Raw genomic sequence first — 21192 nt, forward strand, 5'->3', positions numbered from 1 at the left:
CCTTGCAGTCGTCCACGGCATTGACCGATTCGGTGATCAAGCCCTGGCTGGCGCGCCAGGCCTACAGCCTGGTGCTGAGGCTGGCGACACCGGCCTACCTCTGGCGGATCTGGTCGCGTGGCAAGGTCGAGCCTGGCTACCGCGCGGCCTGGCCGCAGCGACTTGGTTTCTATGGCGCCGCGTACCGGCATGCCTGGCAGGATGGCGCCACGGCGAAGGCCTCGGGGCAGGGTGGGCGACGCCCCGTGCTCTGGCTGCATGCCGTCTCACTGGGTGAGGCGCGGGCGGCCACGCCCCTGATCCAGGCCTTGCGGCAGCAAAAACCGGCTATGCGCCTGCTGCTGACGCACAGCACGGCCACCGGTCGTGAAGCGGGCAAGGCCTTGCTGCAACCTGGCGATGTGCAGACCTGGTTTCCCTTTGACACGCCTGGCGCGGTGAGGCGTTTCCTGAAACAGCATCAGCCGGATGTGGGGGTGCTCATGGAAACCGAGGTCTGGCCGAATGTGCAGCACGTGGCCCGGCAACTGGGCGTGCCCATGGTGCTGGCCAACGCGCGCTTGAGCGAGAAAAGCCTGAAGCAGGGGCTGCGGCTGGCCGCCCTGATGCGGCCCGCAGCACAGGCCTTGCGAATCGTGCTGGCTCAGACCGAGGATGATGCCCGGCGTTTGCGCCAGATGGGTTCGGCGCAGGTGCAGGTGTGCGGCAACGTCAAATTTGACATGACGCCTGCGGCGCATCTGCTGAAGCAAGGGCAGGCCTGGCGCACCGCCAGCGATCGTCCCATCGTCCTGGCCGCGAGCACGCGGGAGGGGGAGGAGGCTCCCTTGCTGGATGCCTGGCTGGCCCGATCAAGCACCTGGCCGGCAGGCGAACCAGCGCCACGCCTGTGGGTCGTGCCTCGCCACCCCCAACGATTTGATGAAGTGGTGTCGCTCATAACCCGAAAGGGTGTAACGCCATCCCGGCGTAGCCTGTGGCCTGATGGTGTGCCGGACGCGTCAGCCCTGGCGGCCGACATCTGGGTGGGCGACTCCATGGGCGAAATGCCCGCCTACTTCGCGGCGGGCCGTGTGGCCTTGCTGGGCGGCAGTTTTGAGCCCCTGGGCGGGCAGAACCTGATCGAGGCTGCGGCCTGTGGCTGTCCGATCATCATGGGCCCCTCAACCTTCAATTTTGCGGATGCGGCTGAACTGAGCGAAGCCGCCGGGGCGGCTTTCCGCGTCCAGAATCTGGCGGAAGCGGTCAATGAAGCTGTGAAATTTTGTAATTCGGACAATGGCGACCACATGGCGAAAAAATGCCTCGCTTTTGCCGAGGCTCACCGTGGCGCGGCAGCGCGCATGGCCTATGCCATATGGGGGGGTGCCTCCCCTCAATCTGGGGATAACGTTTAGAAACAAGTGCGTGCACAATTCACTCATCCGTTCATAAGTGAGTCAACCATGTCGTTCGCAACTCGTATCGCTCCTGTGGCCATTGCCCTGGCCGCTCTGATGTCTCAGGCATATGCCAAGACTCAGGATCTGGGCCTGCTGAGCAGCACCGGCACCACGTTCGGTAACTCCTTCACCAGCAACGGCAGCTTCACCGACTACTACACCTTCTCGATCGGCAACCCCGGTTCCGTGACGGGTACGACGGCTGACACCTCCTATGTGCTGTTCTTCGCCAAGGATGTGGTTCTGAGCTCGCTGGTGTTGACGAACGGCTCGACGTCGACCGTGATCGCCAAGGACACCACCCCCAATTCCTTCACCTTCTCCGGTCTGACCTCTGGCAGCTACACGCTGGCGGTGAACGGTACCGTGTCCGGCGACTGGCTGCTGCCTACCGTGGGTAGCTACAGCGGTACTATCAAGGCTGTGTCCTCGTCGGTGGCGTCTGCCGCTCCTGAGCCAGCTGATCTGGCTCTGACCTTCGTCGGTCTGGCTGGCGTGGGTCTGATGGTTCGCCGTCGCGCTGCTCGCTGAAGCACCAGACGGCCGAGGCCGTCAACCTCATCCGAGGATGATCGATAGAAACGGACCTTCGGGTCCGTTTGTTTTTTCAGATCATGAACAGCATCTGCGCGTGAAGATAATCGGTGCGGACCGGTACTTCCTGTATCGTCTCGAAACCGTTTTCGGAGTCTTGTTGAAATGCCCTGGTTCAGTCACAAGTCGGTGCGTCGCGCTGCAGGTGTGTTTGGTCGCGTTGCGGGTGTCAGCCTGTTGATGACCCTGGCGGCCTGTCCATCCAAGGACAAGCCGGCCGCCCCCGGGGACACCTCCCAGATCGTGGCCAAGGTCAACGACAGCGAGATTTCCATCCATCAGGTGCAGTCCGTGCTGCAGTCCCAGCCTGCCTTGATCGAACAACTGGGTGAAGCAGCGCCGGGCAAGGTGCTGGACAGCCTGATCGAGCAGGAGCTGGCAGCGCAGGCCGCCAGACAGGCCGGCCTGGACAGCAGCCCACGTGTCCTGCAGGCGATGGAGCTGGCCAAACGCGAAGTGTTGGCACGCGCCTATCAGGATCAACTGGCCGACAAGATCGTGATGCCCGACTCGGAGGCGGTCAACCGCTATTACGAAGCCCATCCGGAGCTGTTTGCACAACGTCGTCGCTACACCTTGCAGGAAATCATCGTCAAGGGCTCGCCGGAGCAGGTGAAGGACCTCAAGGACAAGGTGGAGCATCTGGCCACCGCCGAGGCGGTCAATGCGCTGGTGTCGTCTACCGGTCTGCCACACTCCAACCGCAACAGCATCCAGTGGGCAGAGGCACTGCCCATGGAGATCCTGCCTCAGCTGGCCTATCTGAAGGCTGGCCAGTCACTGGGTGTGGTCCGGCCTGATGGCATCGTGGTCCTCACGGTGCTGGCGACCGAAGACGCGCCGATGACCCGCAGCGTGGCCGCTCGTCCCATACAAGCAGCCTTGCTGGCAACCAGCCGCCGTGAGGTGGTCAGCAAGGGCATGGAGGCCCTGCGCAGCAAGGCGAAGATCCAGCGCCTGGGCCCTCTGGCTGCGGCAGCCTCGGCACCTTCGCAAGCTGCAGCGGCATCTGCCCCATGAGCGTGACAGCCGGCGCGCAGCCCACATCCGCTCGTTCTGGCTGGGTGATCGCGGCCGGTTGGCTGACCTTGTTGATCCCGACCTTGTGGGATTACCTGTTCGGCCAGTGGTCGGCCTACAGCCAGGGGCATGAGCTCCTGCTGCTGACGGTGGTGATCTGGTTGATGTGGAGGGCGTGGCCGACCATTGCCGCCTTGCCGGACGTGAAGCCGACCTGGTGGGCGACGCTGGCCATGGGCCTGGGCTTGCTGGCCTACGCTTTCGGCCGCACACAGGAATTCATCCGCATCGAGATGATCGCCTTGTGGTGGGTGAGCCTGAGCATCGTGCTGATGTGCAAGGGCCTGCCAGGCTTGAGACTGACCTGGTTTGCCTGGGTGTTTGCCCTGTTCATGATGCCCATCCCGTTTTCGGTGGTGCTCACCCTGACCGCACCCTTGAAAGAAGCCGTGTCGGCATTGGCCACCTTGATCCTGGGCTCGGTGGGTTATCCCGTCGGGCGCACGGGGGTCATCATCACGGTCGGGCAGTATCAGTTGTTGGTCGCGGAGGCCTGCGCGGGCCTGCACTCCATGTTCATCCTGGAGGCCATGGGCCTGCTTTACAGCTATCTGGTGAATCACCAGTCCTGGGGGCGCAACGCCTTGCTGGCGCTGCTTGCCGTGCCAGTGTCGTTCACAGCCAATGTGGTGCGGGTCATGATCCTGGTGGTGGTGACCTATCACTTTGGTGATGAGGTGGGGCAGGGCTTCGTCCACAACTTCGCGGGCATCGTGTTGTTTGCGGTGGCGTTGGCACTGATGGGGGGCGTCGACGCCTTGCTGGGCATGCTCCTGCCCGATCGGCGCAAGGGAGCTGGCCATGCTTGACCGCCGCCAGTTTGATCGCCAGTGGGTGGTGGCCTGGCTCATGGCCCTCGGCATGGCCTTGACCGCGGTGTTCAGCCATCTGTTCCTGCCCAAGCCTCTGGCGGACGCGCAGGCGCGCGCCAATACGCCGCTGGAACAACTTTTCCCCTTGCAGTTCGGTGCGTGGCGGCTGGATCCCTCGTCCGTGGCCTTGATTCGGCCCGCGTTCGAGCAGGCCAGGCGCTTCCAGATGTACGACCAGGTGCTGGAGCGTACCTACCTGGATGCCTATGGCCGGCGCGTGATGTTGTCCGTGGCCTATGGTCGCCAGCAGTCGGTGGGTTTGCAGATGCATCGCCCTGAGGTCTGTTACAAGGCGGGTGGTTTCCACATTGCCGATGTCCAGGCTGGTGCCTTGACCCTGCTGGGGCACCAGGTCCCGGTAACCAGGCTGTTTGCCAGCATGGAGGGCCGCCCCGAGCCCATCACCTACTGGCGCTTGCTGGGCAACGAGCTGATGGCCGACGAGCAGCAATTCAAGCTGCGCCAGTTGTCGCTCGGAGCGTCAGGTTCCATCCCTGATGGCCTGCTGGTGCGGGTGTCCAGCATCGATGATGACCCGGCCGGGGCTTACAAGCTGCATGCCGAATTCGCGCAGGCCATGGCGCAGGCCATGAGCCCGGCGCAGCGTCTGCGCGTGCTGGGTTGGTGACGCCCTGGCGCCCAGATCACCCCAAACTGCTCAGGCCAGCAGATCCTGCCACTCCGGGTGGCGCTTGATGTACACACGCACATAGCTGCACAAGGGGTTCACCTTGTGGCCTTCCGCGCGAGCCCAGTTCAGGGCGGCCTTGACCAGCGCCGCCGCGATGCCTCGGCCTTCGAGTTGGCCCGGCACACCGGTGTGTGTCATGTGCATGGTGTGGCCGTCCAGCCGGTAATCCGCTTCGCAGCGCAGGCCATCAACGATGGTCTCGAATCGGCCGATGTCCGGCTTGTGGACGATGTGGAGTTCAGTGGGTGCAGTGCTCATGGTTTGTTCATTCCGTCAAGGCCAGTCAGACCAGCCCCAGGGCGCCCAGGATGGCGCCTGCGGCAACCAGCCAGATCAGCGAAACCTTGGTGCGCCACACCAGCAGCGCGATCACGATGCTGAGCAGCAGGGCGCTGGGTTGCCCTTGTGCCGATGGCGCCAGATGCCAGCCTGTGGCCAGCAACAGGCCGATCGTCACGGGGATCATGCCGGCCTGAAAGGCCTGCACGCTCAGCCAGTGCCGTCGTGTGGACACCCAGCGCGACACCGACAGTGCCAGCGTGGTGGAGGGCAGCATGATGCCCAGCATGCTCACGATGGCGCCACCCAGGCCGCCGGCATACCAGCCCATCAGGGCCACGAACAGCACATTGGGGCCTGGCGCGGCCTGGGCCAGCGCGATGGACGAGGTGAAGTCCGCATCGCCAAGCAGCCCGCTGTCGGTGACCAGGCGGCGGTGCATGTCGGGCACCAGGGTGATGGCGCCGCCGATCGACATCAAGGACAAGGCCAGAAAGTGGCCGAACAGCGACCACCAGGTGTCAGGGGCCCACATCAAGGGTGTCATGCCTGGCTCCTGGGGGCACTCAGCGCGCGGCGACGAAGCAGGAGGTAGGTGCCGGTGCAGGTGAGTGAGCCCAGTCCCAGCAGCACCCACACCAGGGGCCAGTGCAGGAAGGCCATCATGCTGAAGGCGAGTGCGGCCAGTGCGGCGCAGGTGGGCCAACCCAGGACGTGGTCCTTGATGGGTGCGGCCAGCTTGAGCACGGTGCCCACAATCTGGCCCGCCGCCACGGCTGCGATGCCACCCAAAGCGCCTTTGATGAGGCCTTGTACCTGCGCCACGTGAGACGCTTCACCCAGCAGCCAGGCCAGCAGGAGCATCAAGGCCATGGGGGCGGCGATCATGCCAGACAAGGCCACGAGCGCGCCACGCCAGCCGAAGAAGCGGTCGCCGATCATCAGCGAGAGGTTGCAAACGTTCGGGCCGGGCAGGACCTGTGCGCCGCTGAGCAGCTCGACAAAGTCCTGCGGCGTGAGCCAGCGGCGGCGCTCGCACAACTCCCGCTGGGCCACGGCGATCACGCCACCGAAGCCCTGCAAGGCCAGCACTGAAAACGCCACGAACAGGTGCCACAGCGAGCGTGGTTGCGCCAGGTCGCTGCCACCTGTCGTGGACGTGGGCGCATCAGGCATACACGGCCACCACCTGGTAGCCCAGCGCGGCGAGTTGACCGCAGGGCGTCCACAGGCTGGTTTTCTCGTTGACGTAGCCTTCGCCGGTGGCCAGCGCGTCCTTGTCCATGCGCCAGAAGCCCTTGGGGTCACCGATCTCGACGGGGCGCAATTCCAGTGCCCAGGATACGGAGGAAGCTGGTGCAAAGCCCTTGAGCTGGCCCAGCGCCGGTGTCGGGCCAGCGTCGGCCAGCAGCACGGCCTGCAGTTCAGCATCCACACCATCCGATTCATGCAGGCGGATGTGGGTGCGGCTGTGCCATTCCTTGGAGCCGCTGAAAGGCACCGTACCTTCGGCGTGGCGGATCTCCAGATGCTGGGTGAAGGCCGGCATCACATTGGGCACGTAGGGCCACTTCATCGCCTCATGCGGTTCCTTGGCGACGGTGGGGCGCTCGGGGCGCAGATGGGGCAGGGCCGATTCACGGCCGGTACCGAACACGCCCAGCAGTACGCCTCCGATCTGTTCCTGGCCTTGTGCATCCAGTTGGGTGACACGGGCTTGCACCTGGCGCACGTTCTTGCCCTGGCGCAGCAGGGTCACGTCCACCGTCATGGTGCCGGGCGCTACCGGGCCCACGAAATTGGTCTGCAAGGCGCGCAGCGGCCAGTCGGCGCCACACACATCCCGCATGGCCTGTACGACCAGCGCCGACAGCAGGCCGCCGAAGGTGGTGCGACCCTGGGCCCAATCTTCATTAACCACAAAGCTGACGCGGGTATCGCTTCGCTGCCGGCTGGCCAGGATCTGGGCCAGGGTGGTGACGGACGCCTGGGCATCACGCTGGGGGTCGCGCTTGGAATCGCTCATGGGGGACCTGCTTCGTTGAACGGGAGCCCATTATCGAACGATCGTGCTATTTTTGCTTGTCGTTGACGTTTTCGAGCATGTGCTCGATCTGGACGGCGGGCACCGGGCGGCTGTAGAGGTAGCCTTGAACCACGTCGCAGCCCCGGCTGGCCAGGAAGGCTTCCTGATCCGGCATCTCCACGCCTTCGGCCACCACATTCATGCGCAGACCGTGTGCCATCGAGATCATGGTGCTGACCAGTTGGGCGTCGCTGTCGTTGCCGGGCAGGTCCTGCACGAAGCTGCGGTCGATCTTGAGCTGGTGCACAGGGAAGCGCTTGAGGTAGGCCAGCGAGGAATAGCCCGTGCCGAAGTCGTCGATCGACAGGAACACGCCCAGCGCGTGCAGCATCTGCAGGAACTGCTCGGCGCCCATGCCGGATTCCATCAGGCCGCTTTCGGTGATTTCGATCTCCAGCCGATCAGGTGGCAGGCCCGTGCGGTTGAGGATGCGCGACAGGCGCTCGACCACGCCGCCCCGGCGGATCTCGCTGGGCGACAGGTTCACGGCGATGCGGCCGAAGTCCAGCCCTGCGTCCAGCCAGGCCTTGCCTTGACGGCAGGCCTCCTGCAGCACCCATTCGCTGAGCGCCACGATCATGCCGGTTTCTTCCATCACGGGGATGAACTGGTTGGGGCTGACCGAGGGCAGGCAGACATCCGATTCGGTCGGGGCCTTCAGCCGCACCAGGGCCTCCACGGCGGTGACCCGGCGCGTCTCCAGGTTGATCATGGGCTGGAAGTGCAGCACGAACTCGCCGTGTTCGACGGCGCGGCGCAGACGGGTTTCCAGTTGCAGGCGCGAGGTGGCGTCGCTGGTGAAGGCTTCGGTGTAGAAGCTGAAGCTGTTGCGGCCACGACGCTTGGATTCGTACATGGCCGCGTCCGCGTTGCGGACCAGCTCCGGCGCATCCTGGCCGTCTGCCGGGAACAGGCTGATGCCGATGCTGGCGCGCACATAGACCTGCTGGCCGCCGTCCAGCGTGAAGGGCTGGTTCAGCGTGTCCAGAATGGCCGTGGCCACATGCGCGGCCTGTTGTGGATGGCGCAGGTGTTCCAGCACGAGGATGAACTCGTCGCCACCCAGGCGGCCCAGGGTGTCTTCCTGGCGCACGCGCTGGCGCAGGCGTTGGGCCACTTGCTTGAGCAGGCTGTCGCCGGCGGCATGCCCCAGCCCGTCATTGACGGTCTTGAAGTTGTCAAGGTCGATGAAGATCACGCCCACCAGCGTGTGGTGGCGCTGCGCGAGGTTCACGGCATGCGCCAGGCGCTGATGGATCATCACGCGGTTGGGCAGCTCGGTGAGCGGGTCGAAGTGGGCCATCTTGGCCAGGCGCTCTTCGGTCTGCTTGATCTGGGTGATGTCGGTGAACACGCCCACGAAGTGCGTGGGGCGGCCTCGTGCGCTCTTGACCGCGCTGACCGACAGCTTGGTCATGAACAGATCACCCGTCTTGCGGCGGAACCAGACTTCGCCTTGCCAGTAGCCCGAGCTGATCATCTCCGAGCGCATGTCGGCCAGGGTTTCGTCCGGGCGATCCGGCAACAGGAACTCCGGAGACTTGCCCACGACTTCCAGCTCGTCATAGCCGGTCAGGGCCGTGAAGGCCGGGTTGATGGACACCACCATGCGGTTGCGGCCGAGCACCATCATGCCGTCCTGCGTGCTTTCCAGCGCGGCGGCATGCAGACGGATGCGTTCTTCGGCTTCATCGCGCAAGGCTTCGCGATGCAGGTTGTGCAGGGCGAAGGACAGGTCGCTGGAGAGGTCTTCAAACAGCGAGAGCTCGTCGGCATCGTGGTCGTCCACGCGCTTGCCCAGCAGGATCAGATGGCCCACCAGCAGGTTGTCTCGGTGCAAGGGCACGATCACGCAGCCCGGTATACCCGCCGCGATGGCCTCGTCCGTCCAGGCCGGGCGCATGACGCACTGGCCCAGGTCCCGGGTGCGGAAGGTGCGGCCATGGCGCAAGGCCATGTCCAGTGTGGCATCGGTGGTTTCAGCGGGCAGCAGGTCGAAGCTCAGGCTGGCTTCTGCCGGGGCCGCGTCGCCGGCCTGGGCCAGGGCGCTCAGGTGGTTGCGATCGTCCTCGTCGAACATGGCCACCCAGGCCTTGCGGAACTGACCATGGTCCACGGCCACTTCGCAGACCTTCTGCAACAGCGTGTCCACATCTTCCGAGCGCACGATGGTCTGGTTGACGTGGCTGAGGAAGTCGTACATGCGCGTCTTGCGGCGCAAGCGATGCTCGATCTGACGACGCGAGGTGATGTCCCAGATCATCCAGACCACTTCGTTGGTGTCGCCGATGGGGGCGCAGCGGCTGTCGAAGTGCTTGCGTTCGCGGTTGACCGGGATGGTGAAGGTCAGCGATTGCGAGACGCGGCTTTGCAAGGCCTGCTGCAACACGCCCATGAAGCGCGCCGACATGTCGGGCGGGAAGAAGTCTTTCAGATTGAGGCCGAGCATGGCCTCGCGAGGTCGACCCAGCAGGGGCAGGTTGCTGCCGTAGATATCGAGGTAGTGGCCGTGGGCATCCATGCGGAAGGCCAGATCGGGCAGGACCTCGGCAAAGGCGCGCAACTGGGCTTCACGGGCCTTGAGTGCGTCGGTGGCCTGTTCGCGCTGACGGTGCGCGCGCGCCATCAGGATCAAGAGCAGCAGGGTCATGCCGCCCACCAGCCCCATGTTGATCTTGTCGAGGCGGTGTTGTGCTTCGGTTTCCTTGTCGAGCTCGGTCGCCCAACTCTGTGCAGCCATACGGGTGGCTTCGTCCACCTCGGTCAACACATGCTGCAGACCGGCGGCATCCAGGGTGGCAGGTGTGCGCAGGCGTTGAGTCAGGGCCTGGCGCGTCAGGTCAATCTTGCTCAACAGGTGCTGCAGGGCCGGGTCCAGCGCGGGGGGGGCCAGATCGTGTAGCTGGCGCACGGTCGAGCGGGCCTTGGCCGCGGGCTGGTCCACCATCACATCGCTGATGTCGGCCTGGCCCAGCACGCGTTGCTCGGCGAGCCACTGGCTCTGCCGCGTCTGGAACTGTGCTTCGGACAGCAGGGTGTCGAACACGTGGGCGCGTTGCTGCAGGTTGTGCCAGCCCATGTGCGACCAGGCGATCAAACCCATGCTGACTGCCGCCACAGCCGCCACGGAGACGGCAATGGGCCCGAACCGACCAAGTGCCGGAACGGTGGGGGAGGCGGGAGCCTGCTGCTGCATGTTGGATGGGATGACGGCGCTCACGGACTGGAATCGTTCGATGTGGGTCTGTTTCGCTGAGCCGGCCAGCTTAGGTGAAAAACAGTGTCTTCGGCGATGATGGGCGCTGGCAATCGGGACCTCCCCCTTAAAGGGGGTTCGCGACGTCGGTACAAGTTCACAGTTCGGAGACCGTTTCCCTATGTCCAGCTCGCAGGCTTATGTGCCTATCTACAACGCTGTGTCGACCTTTGTCACGGTGCGGGGCTTGAAACACCATGTGCTGACCTGGGGGGACACCACACGGGTGACGCCAGAGCAGCCTTTGCTGGTGATGGTGCACGGCTGGATGGACACGGCCGCCTCCTTCCAGTTCATGGTTGATGCATTGAGGCAACAGCCGGGTTGGGCGGATCGCCCCATCGTGGCGATCGACTGGCGTGGTTTTGGCTTGACCGAAGTGCCTCAGACCGACAGCTACTTCTTTGCCGATTACCTGGGCGATCTGGACTTGCTGCTCGATCAGCTCGCGCCTGGCCAGAAGATCGACCTGCTCGGCCACAGCATGGGCGGCAATGTGGTGATGCTGTATGCCGGGGTGCGCTCGGAGCGCATCCGCAAGCTGGTCAACCTGGAGGGCTTCGGCATGCCGGCCACGCAGCCGCAAGAGGCGCCCGACCGCTACATCAAATGGCTGGACGAGCTGAAGCAGCCCGTGCACCTCAAGGATTACGCCTCCTTGCCCGAAGTGGCCAGGCGCCTGCAGGCCAACAACCCGCGTCTGCGCGAGCCCTTTGCCTTGTGGCTGGCGGGTCACTGGGCGCGCCAGCTGGGCGACCGCTGGGTCATCAACGCCGATGCGGCCCACAAGCGCCCCCAGCCCATCCTCTACCGTGTCGAGGAGGTTTGCGCCTTCCTCCAGCGCATCGCGTGTCCGGTTTTATTTGTCGAAGGCACCGAAACGCTGTATTTCATGCTGTTCAACGGCAAGTTTTCCAGGGAGGAGTTTCTGGCGCGTGTGAAACTCGTCCCTGATTTCCGCCTTGAAAGCATCCAGAACGCGGGGCATATGCTGCACCACGATCAGCCTGAAGAACTGGCTGTCCACATTGCCAACTTCCTCAAGGCCGCAGATCCCGCCATCGCGTGAGAAAATACGCCCATTGAAAAAGGCTCCAGTCACGGACTGCTGGGCCTTTTTGACTTGAACCGAATAACGACAGACACCTTTTTTGCGCAGGATTCACATGGACATCGAACACATCAACGCCCTGGGCACTCAAATCGCCGACCTGACCCAGCGGACCGCCGAGCTTCGGAGGTATCTTTGACTGGGATGAAAAGTCCCGCCGCCTGAGCGAAGTCAACGCCGAACTCGAAGACCCCTCCGTCTGGAACGACCCCAAGCGCGCCCAGGAACTGGGCAAGGAAAAGAAGTCGCTTGAAAACGTGGTCGTGACCATTTCCGAGCTGGAAACGGGTCTGGCCGACAACGCCGAGTTGTTCGACATGTCCAAGTCCGAAGGCGACATGGACGGCCTGCAAGCGATTGCCGATGATGTGGCCGCCCAGGCTGCCCGCGTGGGCGAGCTGGAATTCCGCCGCATGTTCAACAACCCGGCCGACCCGCTGCCCGCCTTTGTCGACATCCAGGCCGGTGCCGGTGGGACCGAGGCTTGCGACTGGGCCAGCATGCTGCTGCGCCAGTACATCCGTTATGCCGAGCGCAAGGGCTTCACCGCCACGGTGGAAGACATCACCGACGGCGACACGGCCGGTATCAAGAGCGCCACGATCAAGGTGGAAGGTGAATACGCCTTCGGCCTGCTGCGCACCGAAACCGGCGTGCACCGCCTGGTGCGCAAATCGCCCTTCGATTCCTCAGGTGGTCGTCACACCAGCTTTGCCAGCGTCTTCGTCTATCCGGAAATCGACGACACCATCGAGATCGACATCAACCCGGCTGATGTGCGCACCGACACCTTCCGTGCCAGCGGCGCGGGCGGTCAGCACATCAACAAGACCGACTCTGCAGTGCGGCTGACGCACATCCCGACCGGCATCGTCGTACAGTGCCAGGACGGCCGTAGCCAGCACAGCAACCGTGACGTCGCCTGGAAGCGCCTGCGTTCGCGTCTGTATGACCACGAGATGCGCAAGCGCCAGGAAGAGCAGCAAAAGCTCGAAGACACCAAGACCGATGTGGGCTGGGGACACCAGATCCGTTCCTACGTGCTGGACAACAGCCGCATCAAGGACTTGCGTACCAACGTTGAAATCTCCAACACCCAGAAGGTGCTGGATGGTGATCTTGACCAGTTCATCGAAGCCAGCCTCAAACAAGGCGTTTAAGCAGATACCCCTGCAACAGGCTTCCCTGAAGTTCTTCATCCAAAGGACTCTCCGAAATGCGTGAAGGTACCGCTCCACTGATTCGCCGCGAAGACTATGCGGCGCCGGCTTTCTGGATCCGAACGGTCGATCTGACCTTCGATCTGGATCCCGCGAAGACCCTGGTCATCAACAAGATGACCGTGGATCCCAACGTCAACCTGCCGGGTGCACCGCTGCGCCTGGATGGTGAAGACATCAACCTGACCCGTGTGCTGGTCGATGGCGAGCCGGTCTCGTTCCGGTTCGAGAACCAGCAACTCGTGCTGGAGAACCTGCCTCAGCAGCCTTTCCATCTCGAGATCCGCAATACCTGCGCGCCAGAGAAGAACACGCACCTGTCTGGTCTCTACACCAGCAGCGGTGGCTTCTTCACGCAGTGCGAGGCCCTGGGCTTCCGCCGCATCACCTACTTCCTGGATCGCCCGGACGTGATGGCCACCTTCAAGGTCACGCTCAAGGCCGACAAGCTGAAGTACCCGGTGCTGCTGTCCAACGGTAACCTGGTGGAGGAGGGCGCCATTGACGCCACTCGCCACTACGCTGTCTGGGAAGATCCGCATCCCAAGCCTTGCTACCTGTTTGCGCTGGTGGCGGCCGATCTGGTGCGCCGCGAGCAACGCATCCGCACCCGTGCCGGCAAGGACCACCTGCTGCAGATCTATGTGCGCGCCGGTGACCTGGACAAGACGGAACACGCGATGAATTCGCTGATCGCGTCCATTGCCTGGGACGAAGCCCGCTTCAACCTGAGCCTGGATCTGGAGCGCTTCATGATCGTCGCCGTGAGCGACTTCAACATGGGCGCGATGGAGAACAAGGGCCTGAACATCTTCAACACGAAGTTCGTGCTGGCCAACCCTGCCACGGCCACCGATGTGGACTTCGGCAACGTGGAAAGCGTGGTCGCCCACGAATACTTCCACAACTGGACGGGCAACCGCGTCACCTGCCGCGACTGGTTCCAGCTCTCGCTGAAAGAAGGCCTGACCGTCTTCCGCGACCAGCAGTTCAGCCAGGACATGGCTGGCAGCAAGAGCGCCCGTGCCGTGAAACGCATTGAAGACGTGCGCACCCTGCGCCAGCTGCAGTTCCCCGAAGATGCGGGCCCCATGGCCCATCCGGTGCGCCCTGACAGCTACCTGGCCATCGACAACTTCTACACCGCCACCGTGTATGAAAAGGGTGCCGAAGTCGTGCGCATGATGCACACGCTCGTGGGCAACGAAGGCTTTGCCAAGGGCATGGCGCTGTATTTCAGCCGTCATGACGGCCAGGCCGTGACCTGTGACGACTTCGCCCAGGCCATTGCCGACGCCAATCCGAACAGCGAGCTGGCCACGCGCCTGGGGCAGTTCAAGCACTGGTACAGCCAGGCTGGCACGCCTCGCGTACAGGCCCACGGTGTGTACGACGCCGACAACCGCATCTACACCCTGACGCTGAGCCAGACCAGTGCGGCCACGCCAGGCCAGCCCGTCAAGCTGCCTGCCGTGATCCCCGTGGCCATGGGCCTGGTGGGCGTGGATGGCCGCAACATCAACCTGCACCTGGAAGGCCATCTCGATCCGATCGGCCATGACACCGTGCTGGTGTTGTCGGAAGCCTCGCAGACCTTCACCTTCGTGCATGTGCCTGTCGAGCCCGTGCCGTCATTGCTGCGTGGCTTCTCGGCCCCAGTGGTGCTGGAAACCGAGCTCAGCGACGACGCCCTGTTCACGCTGCTGACACACGATCTGGACCCGTTCAACCGTTGGGAAGCTGCCCAGAAGCTGGCCCTGCGCCGCATCCTGCACGCGGTGCATGGCAATGGCCACATGGAGCTGGATCACCGCTTCATCGACGCCATGCGCGGCGTGCTGCGCAATGCCGAGCTGGACGCTGCCTTCAAGGAACTGGTGCTGACCTTGCCGAGCGAAGCCTATGTGGCCGAGCAGCTCGACGTGGTCGATCCGCAGCGCATCCACACCGCACGCGAAGCCATGAAGGCGCAACTGGCGCACGCCCTGCATGAGGACTGGGTCTGGGCCTTCGAGCACCACCAGGACAGCAGCGGTTACTCGCCCGATCCCATCAGCGCGGGCCGCCGTGCCCTGTGCAATCTGGCACTGAGCATGCTGGCGCTGGATGGCGCTGCACGCCACAACCCGATCTGGACGGGCCGGGCTTACCAGCGCTTCAAGGACGCCACCAACATGACCGATCGCCTGGGTGCCTTGCAGGCCCTGGTGCACAGCCATGCCGAGCTGGCCACCCCCGCGTTGGCCCACTTCCACGAGCAGTTCCGCAACGAGGCCCTGGTCATCGACAAGTGGTTCACCTTGCAGGTCACCGCGCCCGAGAAGGACGGCAAGGTCTTCGCACGTGCCAAGACCCTGTTGCAGCACCCGGACTTCACGCTGCGCACGCCCAACCGCGCTCGCAGCCTTCTGATGGCGCTGTGCCAGTCGAACCCTGCCGCCTTCCATCGCACCGATGCCGCTGGCTACGTGTTCTGGGCTGATCGTGTCATCGAGATCGACGGCATCAACCCGCAACTGGCCGCACGCCTGGCCCGCTCGATGGACCACTGGCGCCGTCTGGCCGAGCCCTATCGCTCGGCTGCACGCGAGGCCATCAGCCGCGTGGCGGCACGCCCCGAGCTGTCCGACGACGTGCGCGAGATCGTCACGCGCGCGCTGCAGGACTGATCGCGCTCACTCCACTTTCCCATTCATATCCACAGAGACCACAACATGTCCAAACGCATCAGTCTCACGCAGTACCTGATCGAGCAGCAGCGTGGCGAGGCCCAGATCCCCGCTCAATTGCGCCTGCTCATCGAAGTCGTGGCGCGTGCCTGCAAGAGCATTGCCATCAGCGTCAACAAAGGCGCCCTGGGTGAAGTGCTGGGCACCGCCGGCAGCGAAAACGTGCAGGGCGAAGTCCAGAAGAAGCTCGACATCATCGCCAACGAGGTGTTGATCGAGGCCAACGAATGGGGCGGCCACCTGGCAGGCATGGCATCCGAAGAAATGGATGACATGCACGCTGTGCCGCACCGTTACCCACAAGGTGAATACCTGCTGCTGTTCGATCCCCTCGATGGTTCTTCCAACATCGACGTGAACGTCAGCATCGGCACCATCTTCTCGGTGCTCAAGCACAAGGGCGGCGACGTCACCAACGAGAGCTTCCTGCAGCCAGGTACCGATCAGGTCTGTGCCGGCTACTGCGTCTACGGCCCGCAAACCACCCTGGTGCTGACCGTGGGCAAGGGCGTGGTCATGTTCACGCTGGACCGCGAGCAAGGTGCCTGGGTGCTGACAGAAGCCGACGTCAAGATCCCCGAGGACACCAAGGAATTCGCGATCAACATGTCGAATATGCGCCACTGGGCGCCGCCCGTGAAGCGCTACATCGACGAGTGCTTGCAGGGCAAGGAAGGCCCCCGCGGCAAGGACTTCAACATGCGCTGGGTGGCCTCGATGGTGGCCGACGTGCACCGTATCCTGACCCGTGGCGGCGTGTTCATGTACCCCTGGGACAAGCGCGAGCCCAACAAACCCGGCAAGCTGCGTCTGATGTACGAAGCCAACCCGATGAGCTTCCTGGTGGAGCAGGCCGGCGGCGCCTCCACCAATGGCCTGCAGCGCATCATGGAGATCAACCCCTCGCAACTGCACGAGCGTGTGAGCGTGGTGTTGGGTTCCAAGAACGAAGTGGACCGCGTCACCGCCTACCACCGTGAAGCACAATAAATTGCCGTGCTAGAATTTTGGTCTTGGAAGCCGGTGTAGCTCAGTCGGTAGAGCAGCTCATTCGTAATGAGAAGGTCGAGGGTTCGATTCCTTTCTCCGGCACCATCTGAATCAAGCACTTAGCCCAGTCCGCAAGACTGGGCTTTGTTGTTTCTGGGCGTGATGTGATTGCACATCGCGCTTTGTGCTTTCATGGCATTTATTTCTCTGATCGGACCCACATGGCCAAACAACGTAGCCGCCGCCTGCGCAAGAAACTCCACGTCGGGGAGTTTCAGGAGTTCGGGCTGGCTTTCAAGGTGCAGCGCAAGCCTGGCACCCTGGACATCAGCTTTGTCGATGCCCTGCTGACCGACGTCGTTGATCCTCGCGGCCTGGAGTTCGGCGGCTGGGCGTCGGGTGGCTTCGTGTCACGCCTGGGGCGTGGCAGCGTGACCGAAGAAGATCGTCAGGCGTTGATCGACTGGCTCGGCCAGCGTGCCGACGTGGAAACCGCCATGGTGAGTGGCCTGATGGACGCCTGGTACACCAGCTTTGTCAGCGACGACAAGTTCACCAAGGTGGTGGGCTGAGGCGCACTCACGGCTGGGCTTCTTCGCCTGCGGCCTCGCGCTTTCGGTTGACGTCGTAGGCCGTCAGGATCTGATGGGCGATCAGATCCAGGGCGGGGCGCGTCTGACCATCGCGGTCGGTCCAGATCTTGGGCGTCAGGGCGCCTGACAGGGCCACGCTGTCGCCCTCATCCAGCGCCAGCAGCGCATCCCCAACGGCGTCGCTGAAGGTGATGACGTTGACGATCAGTGTGTCGCCATCTCCTGCGGTGGCGCGAACCTTGGCAATCACATAGGGCTTGCCGTTCTTGCCGGTCTTTTCACTTGGCTGGCCTTGCAATCTGCCGGCAATCAGTGCGTCAATCATCTGTGGATCCTGTTTTCTCGGGTTGTGCGTTATACCCCTTGAGATGGCAGGATCCCCACGAGCTCAATGATTGCCGTGCGAAGACCCCGCGGTGCCACCACTGTCCATGGCTCTCATGAACGCGCTCTGGAAGGCTTTGAGCAACTCTTGCAGTTCGCCGTCCGACAGCAGCGGTACGCCATGTGCGATCAGCTCGGTTTTCAGCGAGTCCAGATCCGGGCAACGCACGGATTCACCCTTGTGCTCCAGCCGGAAGCCAACCAGGCCATCGTCTGTTGAACTGGGATCGATCTCGATGCCCTTGAGCGAGGCCATTTCGCGCAACTGCTTGAACGTGCAGCGCTTGTCCTCCGGGACGGACAGCAACAGCGAAATGGGCAACTCGTTGTCTTCGTCCTCGTCGTACATGGCAGGCTCCGCACGTGACTTGTTCAGGTTTGAAGTCTGCGCGCTGGTCACCATCAGGTCAACAGAGACCTTGATTGCGCGTCAGGTGGGTCACCGGAACAGCAATGTCTCCGTGTCGGAGACAGGCAGGTCGATGGTGATACCCAGGACATTGCCCGAGGTGTCCATCCTGAAACAGTCCGCTTCGGAAAAACTTGGGCCGGAAACCGGTGTGCTGAGGATCGTGATGCACAACCTGGCGGTGGACAGGGTATCAGGCATGACGCGCCACAGCACCGTCTGGTGACCCACGATCAGTGACTTGCCAGGCCCTGCATACACCGTGATGTTGTTCAGCGCGCCGGAGTCGTTGACCTTGGCGGTGGTGGGCAGATAGCGTGGCACGCTGATGTCATCCACATAGTACGTGCCTGTGCCCATGCCCACTTGCCCGATCTCCAGATAGGGCGAGGACTGGAAATACTGCGTCACGCTGGATTGATCCCAGAATGCCCCGGCTTTGGTGATCACGGCGTCGATTCTGGTGGCCGATGCGAGTTGGCCCTCGAACGCGACAGATGCCTGAGGCGTCTGCGTGAAGCTCATGGTGTAGCTGGCACCAGCCGTGTCCGTGGCATGCAGCGTGTAGTTGTGCGCGGCTTGCTGGTAGGCCGTCAAGGCGCTGGAAATGGGGAATGATGCCGTCGATGAAACTGTGCCGTCCGAGGGCGGCAGCGTCGTTTTGTTGCCCGCGTCACCACCACCACAGGCAGACAGAAACAGGCAAATGACTACCGGCAACGCAGTATGGAAAGAGTGTGTCACGAGGAATCCCTGATTTGAAGAATGTCGGCAAGTTGCCCGCCCCATGGGCTGGGCTCAAACGCCGATCATTCTCCCATCGGCCACGGGGCAGAGCGCCCCTCCAACTACGGGTTTTATGCGACCCGATGAATGATGGCCGTTTCTCTCAAGGCTTGAACTTATCCCCGCAAGCTGTGGATAACCTTGTTGGCAAGCGCTTGGTAAGGGTCTTTCCCCCTGGGAAGGGCCCTTGAATGCCTCGAAATGAGGCAGTTTCGTGACCTTGTTCCGCTGATCGGCTCAGGCCTTGCGGCGAGCGGCGGCCATCACGCCGAACAGCCCCAGGCCCATCAGCGCCCAGGTGGCGGGTTCCGGCACGGCCTGGGCGGCCTTCACGGATACGCCGTCGATCGACATGTAGGCCTTCGAGGTGGTGGAGGCCAGGATGAAGGACAGTTGCTGGCTGGCGGCGCCGGCCGTGAAGGTCAGCGATTGCTTGTACCAGTTCGAGCCCAGATCCAGTTGTGCGCCTGCGCCCACCGTCACCCCGTCGAGCTGTACGCTGATGGCGTTGCTGCCCAGGTAGCTGATGTTGCCGTAGGTGTAGCCAAAGTTACCGGCTTCCCAGGACACGGTGTATTGCTGGCCGACGGTCAGGCCGCTGAGCGTCTGGCCAAAGCGTTCCATGTAGCTGCCGTAGGAGCCCAGGCCGACCCAGGTGCCACCGTCGGTGGATGCCGTGGGGTTGGCGCCAAAGCGCAGGGTGTTGAGCAGGCCGACGTTGTCGGTCGCGTCCATGATGTCGGGCGTGCCTTCGAAGATGGTCCAGCCGGTGGGCACGCCGTTGTTGGTGATCGGGCCGGTCAGCGAGCCGTTGGTCACGAGCTCCTGCGCGGCAAAGGCGGCGGAAGAGGTGGCCAGCAAGGCGGCGAGGGCAATGTGACGGATGGTGATCATGGCGGCTACTGCTTCGAGAAGAAATGGTCAACGGCCCTCGTGGGGCGAGTGCATGAATGCTAGGGGGCGTGGGGGCCTCCAGCCCATCCCCCGACTGCTGGGCTGGCCGGCCTTTTCCGGGAATTGCGTGAATCCGTCACGCGTGAATTCGCGATCGGAATCGGGTGACTGCCACTAACATGGGCGCTTTCCTGATTTCCGCCTGTCAAAAAGGCGTTTTTGAAAGGCGCACGCGCTGTGAGCAACGGACTTTTCACTTCTCTGCCAGGCCTGGCTGTCACACCCGCCAAGACCGATCCCAACCCCCTGGTGATCTACCACGGCAAATGCCCCGATGGTTTTGGCGCTGCTCTGGCGGCCTGGTTGTACTTCGAAGGGCAGGGCGAGTACCTGGGCGTTACGCACGGCAAGATCGCCGACGTGAGCGAATTGCCGCCGCTGGAAGGTCGCGCCGTCTACATCCTCGACTTCTCGTTTGACGAGGCCATCATGCAGGGCATCGACGAGCGTGCTGCCAAGCTCGTCATGCTGGACCACCACAAGAGCGCGGCCGACAAGCTCGGCGCATTCAAGTGCCGTTGTGGCGCGGTGCACTTCGACATGTCGCAGTCAGGCGCGATGCTGTCGTGGAAGTTCTTTCACCCAGAGCAGCCCGTGCCGGATCTGATCCGCTTCATCCAGGACCGTGATCTGTGGACCTGGGCGATCCCCGAGAGCGCCGCCTTCCTGTCGGCACTGGATCTGGAGCCTGACGAGTTCCCTCGCTGGGCCGAGATCGTCGCCTTCAAGCCCGAGCAGGTGGCCGAGTTCTGCCAACGCGGCACGGCCATGAACGAGAAGTTCCTGAACCTGTGTCAGGACATCGCCCGTGGCGCGTCACCGGTGACCTTCAACGGCCAGCAAGGCGTGATGGTCAACTGCCCAGGTGCCTTCACCAGTGAGGTGGGCAACATGTTGTCGGCCGAGTGCGGCAGCTTTGCGCTGCTGTGGAGCGTGTCCAAGGATGGCACGGTCAAGGTGGGCTTGCGTGCCGTCTCGACCTACAACGCCATCCCGCTGGCTGAAGCCATGGGTGGAGGCGGGCACCCGCAGGCCTGCGGCTTCCGCATGGGGCCTGAGCGTTTGCCGGAGCTGCTCACGGGCGTGTTCTGGTCGGATCCGGAAAGGGCCAGTCAGCCGCCTGTTGACGCGCCATGAAAAAACAAGCGGCAGCCAGCCCACCTGCGTGAGCGCGCTGCCGCCTTGTAGATGACTGACCCGCCTGGGCCAGTCTCATCCGACATCAGACCGGACGGTTCTCGTTCGGGTTGCGCACAGGACCCATCAGCTCCAGGCCTTCTGCATAGGTGATGGTGTCGAAGGTGACATCGAACTTGGATGCCGCATCGGCGATCTTGTCGAGCTTGGCTGCGGTATCGAGTTTCTTGAGGTCGTTGCGCTCCAGGTAGAGCAGCTCGAGCAGTTCGTTGTAGACCGTGCCTTCGTCGATGGGCAACACATAGAACATCGCGCCTTTGTAAGGCACCTGGTACTTCTTGCTCAGGTCGATGTTGTTGCAAAACAGGAAGTACTTGCCACCGGCAGTCAGCGAATCGCCCAGCACTTCAGCCACGTCCTTGAGGTATTCGAAGGACAACAGGTAGCCCGTGAAGAAGGGCAGGGTGCTGTCGCCCGTATTGGCTGCGGCCATCACCTGGTCGCAGGTCAGTTCGGGGGGGCGGGCTTCGTCAGCCAGTTGTGCAGAAAAGCGCAGCGCCAGTTCACCGCGGAAGCCGA

General features: G+C 63.1%; 21 protein-coding genes and 1 tRNA gene. 12 read left to right on the forward strand and 10 right to left on the reverse strand.

Going from position 1 to position 21192, the window contains the following annotated elements:
* Nucleotides 1-2 precede the first annotated feature (2 nt).
* The 5 genes from VFW93_RS04580 to epsI all read left to right on the forward strand — a co-directional run bounded on the left by VFW93_RS04580 (nt 3) and on the right by epsI (nt 4616).
* On the forward strand, nt 3-1397 hold the full coding sequence (locus VFW93_RS04580) for a 3-deoxy-D-manno-octulosonic acid transferase (protein ID WP_329692803.1): 1395 nt from the start codon (nt 3-5) through the stop codon (nt 1395-1397).
* 48 nt (nt 1398-1445) lie between these two features.
* Nucleotides 1446-1973: an FxDxF family PEP-CTERM protein gene (locus VFW93_RS04585; protein ID WP_329692804.1), complete on the forward strand. Its 528-nt coding sequence runs from the start codon at nt 1446-1448 to the stop codon at nt 1971-1973.
* 168 nt (nt 1974-2141) lie between these two features.
* Nucleotides 2142-3056, forward strand: a complete 915-nt coding sequence (locus VFW93_RS04590) for an EpsD family peptidyl-prolyl cis-trans isomerase (protein WP_329692805.1) — start codon at nt 2142-2144, stop codon at nt 3054-3056.
* Complete coding sequence (xrtB, locus tag VFW93_RS04595) at nt 3053-3925, forward strand: exosortase B (protein ID WP_329692806.1); 873 nt, start codon at nt 3053-3055, stop codon at nt 3923-3925. The genes VFW93_RS04590 and xrtB overlap by 4 nt, the downstream gene beginning before the upstream one ends.
* The gene (gene epsI / locus VFW93_RS04600) at nt 3918-4616 is read left to right on the forward strand and encodes an exosortase-associated protein EpsI, B-type (RefSeq protein WP_329692807.1); all 699 of its coding nucleotides are present in this window, start codon (nt 3918-3920) and stop codon (nt 4614-4616) included. Before xrtB ends, epsI begins: the two co-directional genes overlap by 8 nt.
* A gap of 30 nt (nt 4617-4646) precedes the next feature.
* Here the strand turns inward: epsI and VFW93_RS04605 are convergent, their stop codons facing one another.
* The 5 genes from VFW93_RS04605 to VFW93_RS04625 are packed head-to-tail and all read right to left on the reverse strand — an operon-like array spanning nt 4647 to nt 10264.
* Nucleotides 4647-4937 carry a GNAT family N-acetyltransferase gene (locus VFW93_RS04605; RefSeq protein WP_329692808.1) on the reverse strand — a complete coding sequence of 97 codons (291 nt, stop codon included), beginning with the start codon at nt 4935-4937 and terminating at the stop codon, nt 4647-4649.
* A gap of 25 nt (nt 4938-4962) precedes the next feature.
* On the reverse strand, nt 4963-5505 hold the full coding sequence (locus VFW93_RS04610) for a chromate transporter (protein ID WP_329692809.1): 543 nt from the start codon (nt 5503-5505) through the stop codon (nt 4963-4965).
* Nucleotides 5502-6134 (reverse strand): chromate transporter, encoded by a 633-nt coding sequence (locus VFW93_RS04615; protein ID WP_329692810.1) that lies wholly within the window; start codon nt 6132-6134, stop codon nt 5502-5504. The genes VFW93_RS04610 and VFW93_RS04615 overlap by 4 nt, the downstream gene beginning before the upstream one ends.
* Complete coding sequence (locus VFW93_RS04620; RefSeq protein ID WP_329692811.1) at nt 6127-6984, reverse strand: thioesterase family protein; 858 nt, start codon at nt 6982-6984, stop codon at nt 6127-6129. The genes VFW93_RS04615 and VFW93_RS04620 overlap by 8 nt, the downstream gene beginning before the upstream one ends.
* A 46-nt stretch (nt 6985-7030) precedes the next feature.
* Nucleotides 7031-10264 (reverse strand): EAL domain-containing protein, encoded by a 3234-nt coding sequence (locus tag VFW93_RS04625; RefSeq protein WP_329692812.1) that lies wholly within the window; start codon nt 10262-10264, stop codon nt 7031-7033.
* Between the two features lie 157 nt (nt 10265-10421).
* Here VFW93_RS04625 and VFW93_RS04630 point away from each other — a divergent pair, with 157 nt between their 5' ends.
* The 6 genes from VFW93_RS04630 to VFW93_RS04655 all read left to right on the forward strand — a co-directional run bounded on the left by VFW93_RS04630 (nt 10422) and on the right by VFW93_RS04655 (nt 16922).
* Nucleotides 10422-11369, forward strand: a complete 948-nt coding sequence (locus tag VFW93_RS04630) for an alpha/beta hydrolase (RefSeq protein ID WP_329692813.1) — start codon at nt 10422-10424, stop codon at nt 11367-11369.
* A 97-nt stretch (nt 11370-11466) separates the two neighbouring features.
* Nucleotides 11467-12571, forward strand: a protein-coding gene (gene prfB, locus VFW93_RS04635) for a peptide chain release factor 2 (RefSeq protein WP_329692814.1) whose coding sequence is annotated in 2 segments (ribosomal slippage) — nt 11467-11547 and nt 11549-12571 — 1104 coding nt in all. Because the reading frame shifts where the segments join, the coding sequence is not laid out codon by codon here.
* A gap of 56 nt (nt 12572-12627) precedes the next feature.
* Nucleotides 12628-15300, forward strand: a complete 2673-nt coding sequence (gene pepN, locus VFW93_RS04640) for an aminopeptidase N (protein WP_329692815.1) — start codon at nt 12628-12630, stop codon at nt 15298-15300.
* A gap of 45 nt (nt 15301-15345) precedes the next feature.
* On the forward strand, nt 15346-16350 hold the full coding sequence (locus VFW93_RS04645; protein ID WP_329692816.1) for a class 1 fructose-bisphosphatase: 1005 nt from the start codon (nt 15346-15348) through the stop codon (nt 16348-16350).
* A 29-nt stretch (nt 16351-16379) separates the two neighbouring features.
* Nucleotides 16380-16455 (forward strand) — tRNA-Thr (locus tag VFW93_RS04650).
* Nucleotides 16456-16571: 116 nt separating this feature from the next.
* The gene (locus tag VFW93_RS04655) at nt 16572-16922 is read left to right on the forward strand and encodes a YggL family protein (RefSeq protein WP_329692817.1); all 351 of its coding nucleotides are present in this window, start codon (nt 16572-16574) and stop codon (nt 16920-16922) included.
* Nucleotides 16923-16929: 7 nt separating this feature from the next.
* Here the strand turns inward: VFW93_RS04655 and VFW93_RS04660 are convergent, their stop codons facing one another.
* The 4 genes from VFW93_RS04660 to VFW93_RS04675 all read right to left on the reverse strand — a co-directional run bounded on the left by VFW93_RS04660 (nt 16930) and on the right by VFW93_RS04675 (nt 19416).
* Nucleotides 16930-17268 (reverse strand): single-stranded DNA-binding protein, encoded by a 339-nt coding sequence (locus VFW93_RS04660; RefSeq protein WP_329692818.1) that lies wholly within the window; start codon nt 17266-17268, stop codon nt 16930-16932.
* A gap of 63 nt (nt 17269-17331) precedes the next feature.
* Nucleotides 17332-17676 (reverse strand): hypothetical protein, encoded by a 345-nt coding sequence (locus tag VFW93_RS04665; RefSeq protein WP_329692819.1) that lies wholly within the window; start codon nt 17674-17676, stop codon nt 17332-17334.
* A 90-nt stretch (nt 17677-17766) separates the two neighbouring features.
* Entirely contained in the window at nt 17767-18480 is a 714-nt protein-coding gene (locus VFW93_RS04670) for a hypothetical protein (protein WP_329692820.1), read from the reverse strand.
* 279 nt (nt 18481-18759) lie between these two features.
* Nucleotides 18760-19416 carry a PEP-CTERM sorting domain-containing protein gene (locus VFW93_RS04675; protein ID WP_329692821.1) on the reverse strand — a complete coding sequence of 219 codons (657 nt, stop codon included), beginning with the start codon at nt 19414-19416 and terminating at the stop codon, nt 18760-18762.
* Nucleotides 19417-19653: 237 nt separating this feature from the next.
* Between VFW93_RS04675 and VFW93_RS04680 the strand changes: the two genes are divergently transcribed.
* A complete protein-coding gene (locus VFW93_RS04680) occupies nt 19654-20613 on the forward strand; it encodes a DHH family phosphoesterase (protein WP_329692822.1) in 960 nt (319 codons plus the stop codon).
* A gap of 85 nt (nt 20614-20698) precedes the next feature.
* Here the strand turns inward: VFW93_RS04680 and VFW93_RS04685 are convergent.
* A partial coding sequence (locus tag VFW93_RS04685) for a hypothetical protein (RefSeq protein ID WP_329692823.1) occupies nt 20699-21192 on the reverse strand: 494 nt, incomplete at its 5' end.

It is taken from the genome of Aquabacterium sp. (assembly GCF_036279675.1).
GTDB lineage: Bacteria > Pseudomonadota > Gammaproteobacteria > Burkholderiales > Burkholderiaceae_C > Aquabacterium.

Excerpts from the sequence above, each read along its gene's own strand:
- VFW93_RS04585 (WP_329692804.1), top strand. The coding sequence starts at position 1,446 with ATGTCGTTCGCAACTCGTATCGCTCCTGTGGCCATTGCCCTGGCCGCT.
- VFW93_RS04590 (WP_329692805.1), top strand. The coding sequence starts at position 2,142 with ATGCCCTGGTTCAGTCACAAGTCGGTGCGTCGCGCTGCAGGTGTGTTT.
- xrtB (WP_329692806.1), top strand. The coding sequence starts at position 3,053 with ATGAGCGTGACAGCCGGCGCGCAGCCCACATCCGCTCGTTCTGGCTGG.
- epsI (WP_329692807.1), top strand. The coding sequence starts at position 3,918 with ATGCTTGACCGCCGCCAGTTTGATCGCCAGTGGGTGGTGGCCTGGCTC.
- VFW93_RS04605 (WP_329692808.1), bottom strand. The coding sequence starts at position 4,937 with ATGAGCACTGCACCCACTGAACTCCACATCGTCCACAAGCCGGACATC.
- VFW93_RS04610 (WP_329692809.1), bottom strand. The coding sequence starts at position 5,505 with ATGACACCCTTGATGTGGGCCCCTGACACCTGGTGGTCGCTGTTCGGC.
- VFW93_RS04615 (WP_329692810.1), bottom strand. The coding sequence starts at position 6,134 with ATGCCTGATGCGCCCACGTCCACGACAGGTGGCAGCGACCTGGCGCAA.
- VFW93_RS04620 (WP_329692811.1), bottom strand. The coding sequence starts at position 6,984 with ATGAGCGATTCCAAGCGCGACCCCCAGCGTGATGCCCAGGCGTCCGTC.
- VFW93_RS04630 (WP_329692813.1), top strand. The coding sequence starts at position 10,422 with ATGTCCAGCTCGCAGGCTTATGTGCCTATCTACAACGCTGTGTCGACC.
- pepN (WP_329692815.1), top strand. The coding sequence starts at position 12,628 with ATGCGTGAAGGTACCGCTCCACTGATTCGCCGCGAAGACTATGCGGCG.
- VFW93_RS04645 (WP_329692816.1), top strand. The coding sequence starts at position 15,346 with ATGTCCAAACGCATCAGTCTCACGCAGTACCTGATCGAGCAGCAGCGT.
- VFW93_RS04655 (WP_329692817.1), top strand. The coding sequence starts at position 16,572 with ATGGCCAAACAACGTAGCCGCCGCCTGCGCAAGAAACTCCACGTCGGG.
- VFW93_RS04660 (WP_329692818.1), bottom strand. The coding sequence starts at position 17,268 with ATGATTGACGCACTGATTGCCGGCAGATTGCAAGGCCAGCCAAGTGAA.
- VFW93_RS04665 (WP_329692819.1), bottom strand. The coding sequence starts at position 17,676 with ATGTACGACGAGGACGAAGACAACGAGTTGCCCATTTCGCTGTTGCTG.
- VFW93_RS04675 (WP_329692821.1), bottom strand. The coding sequence starts at position 19,416 with ATGATCACCATCCGTCACATTGCCCTCGCCGCCTTGCTGGCCACCTCT.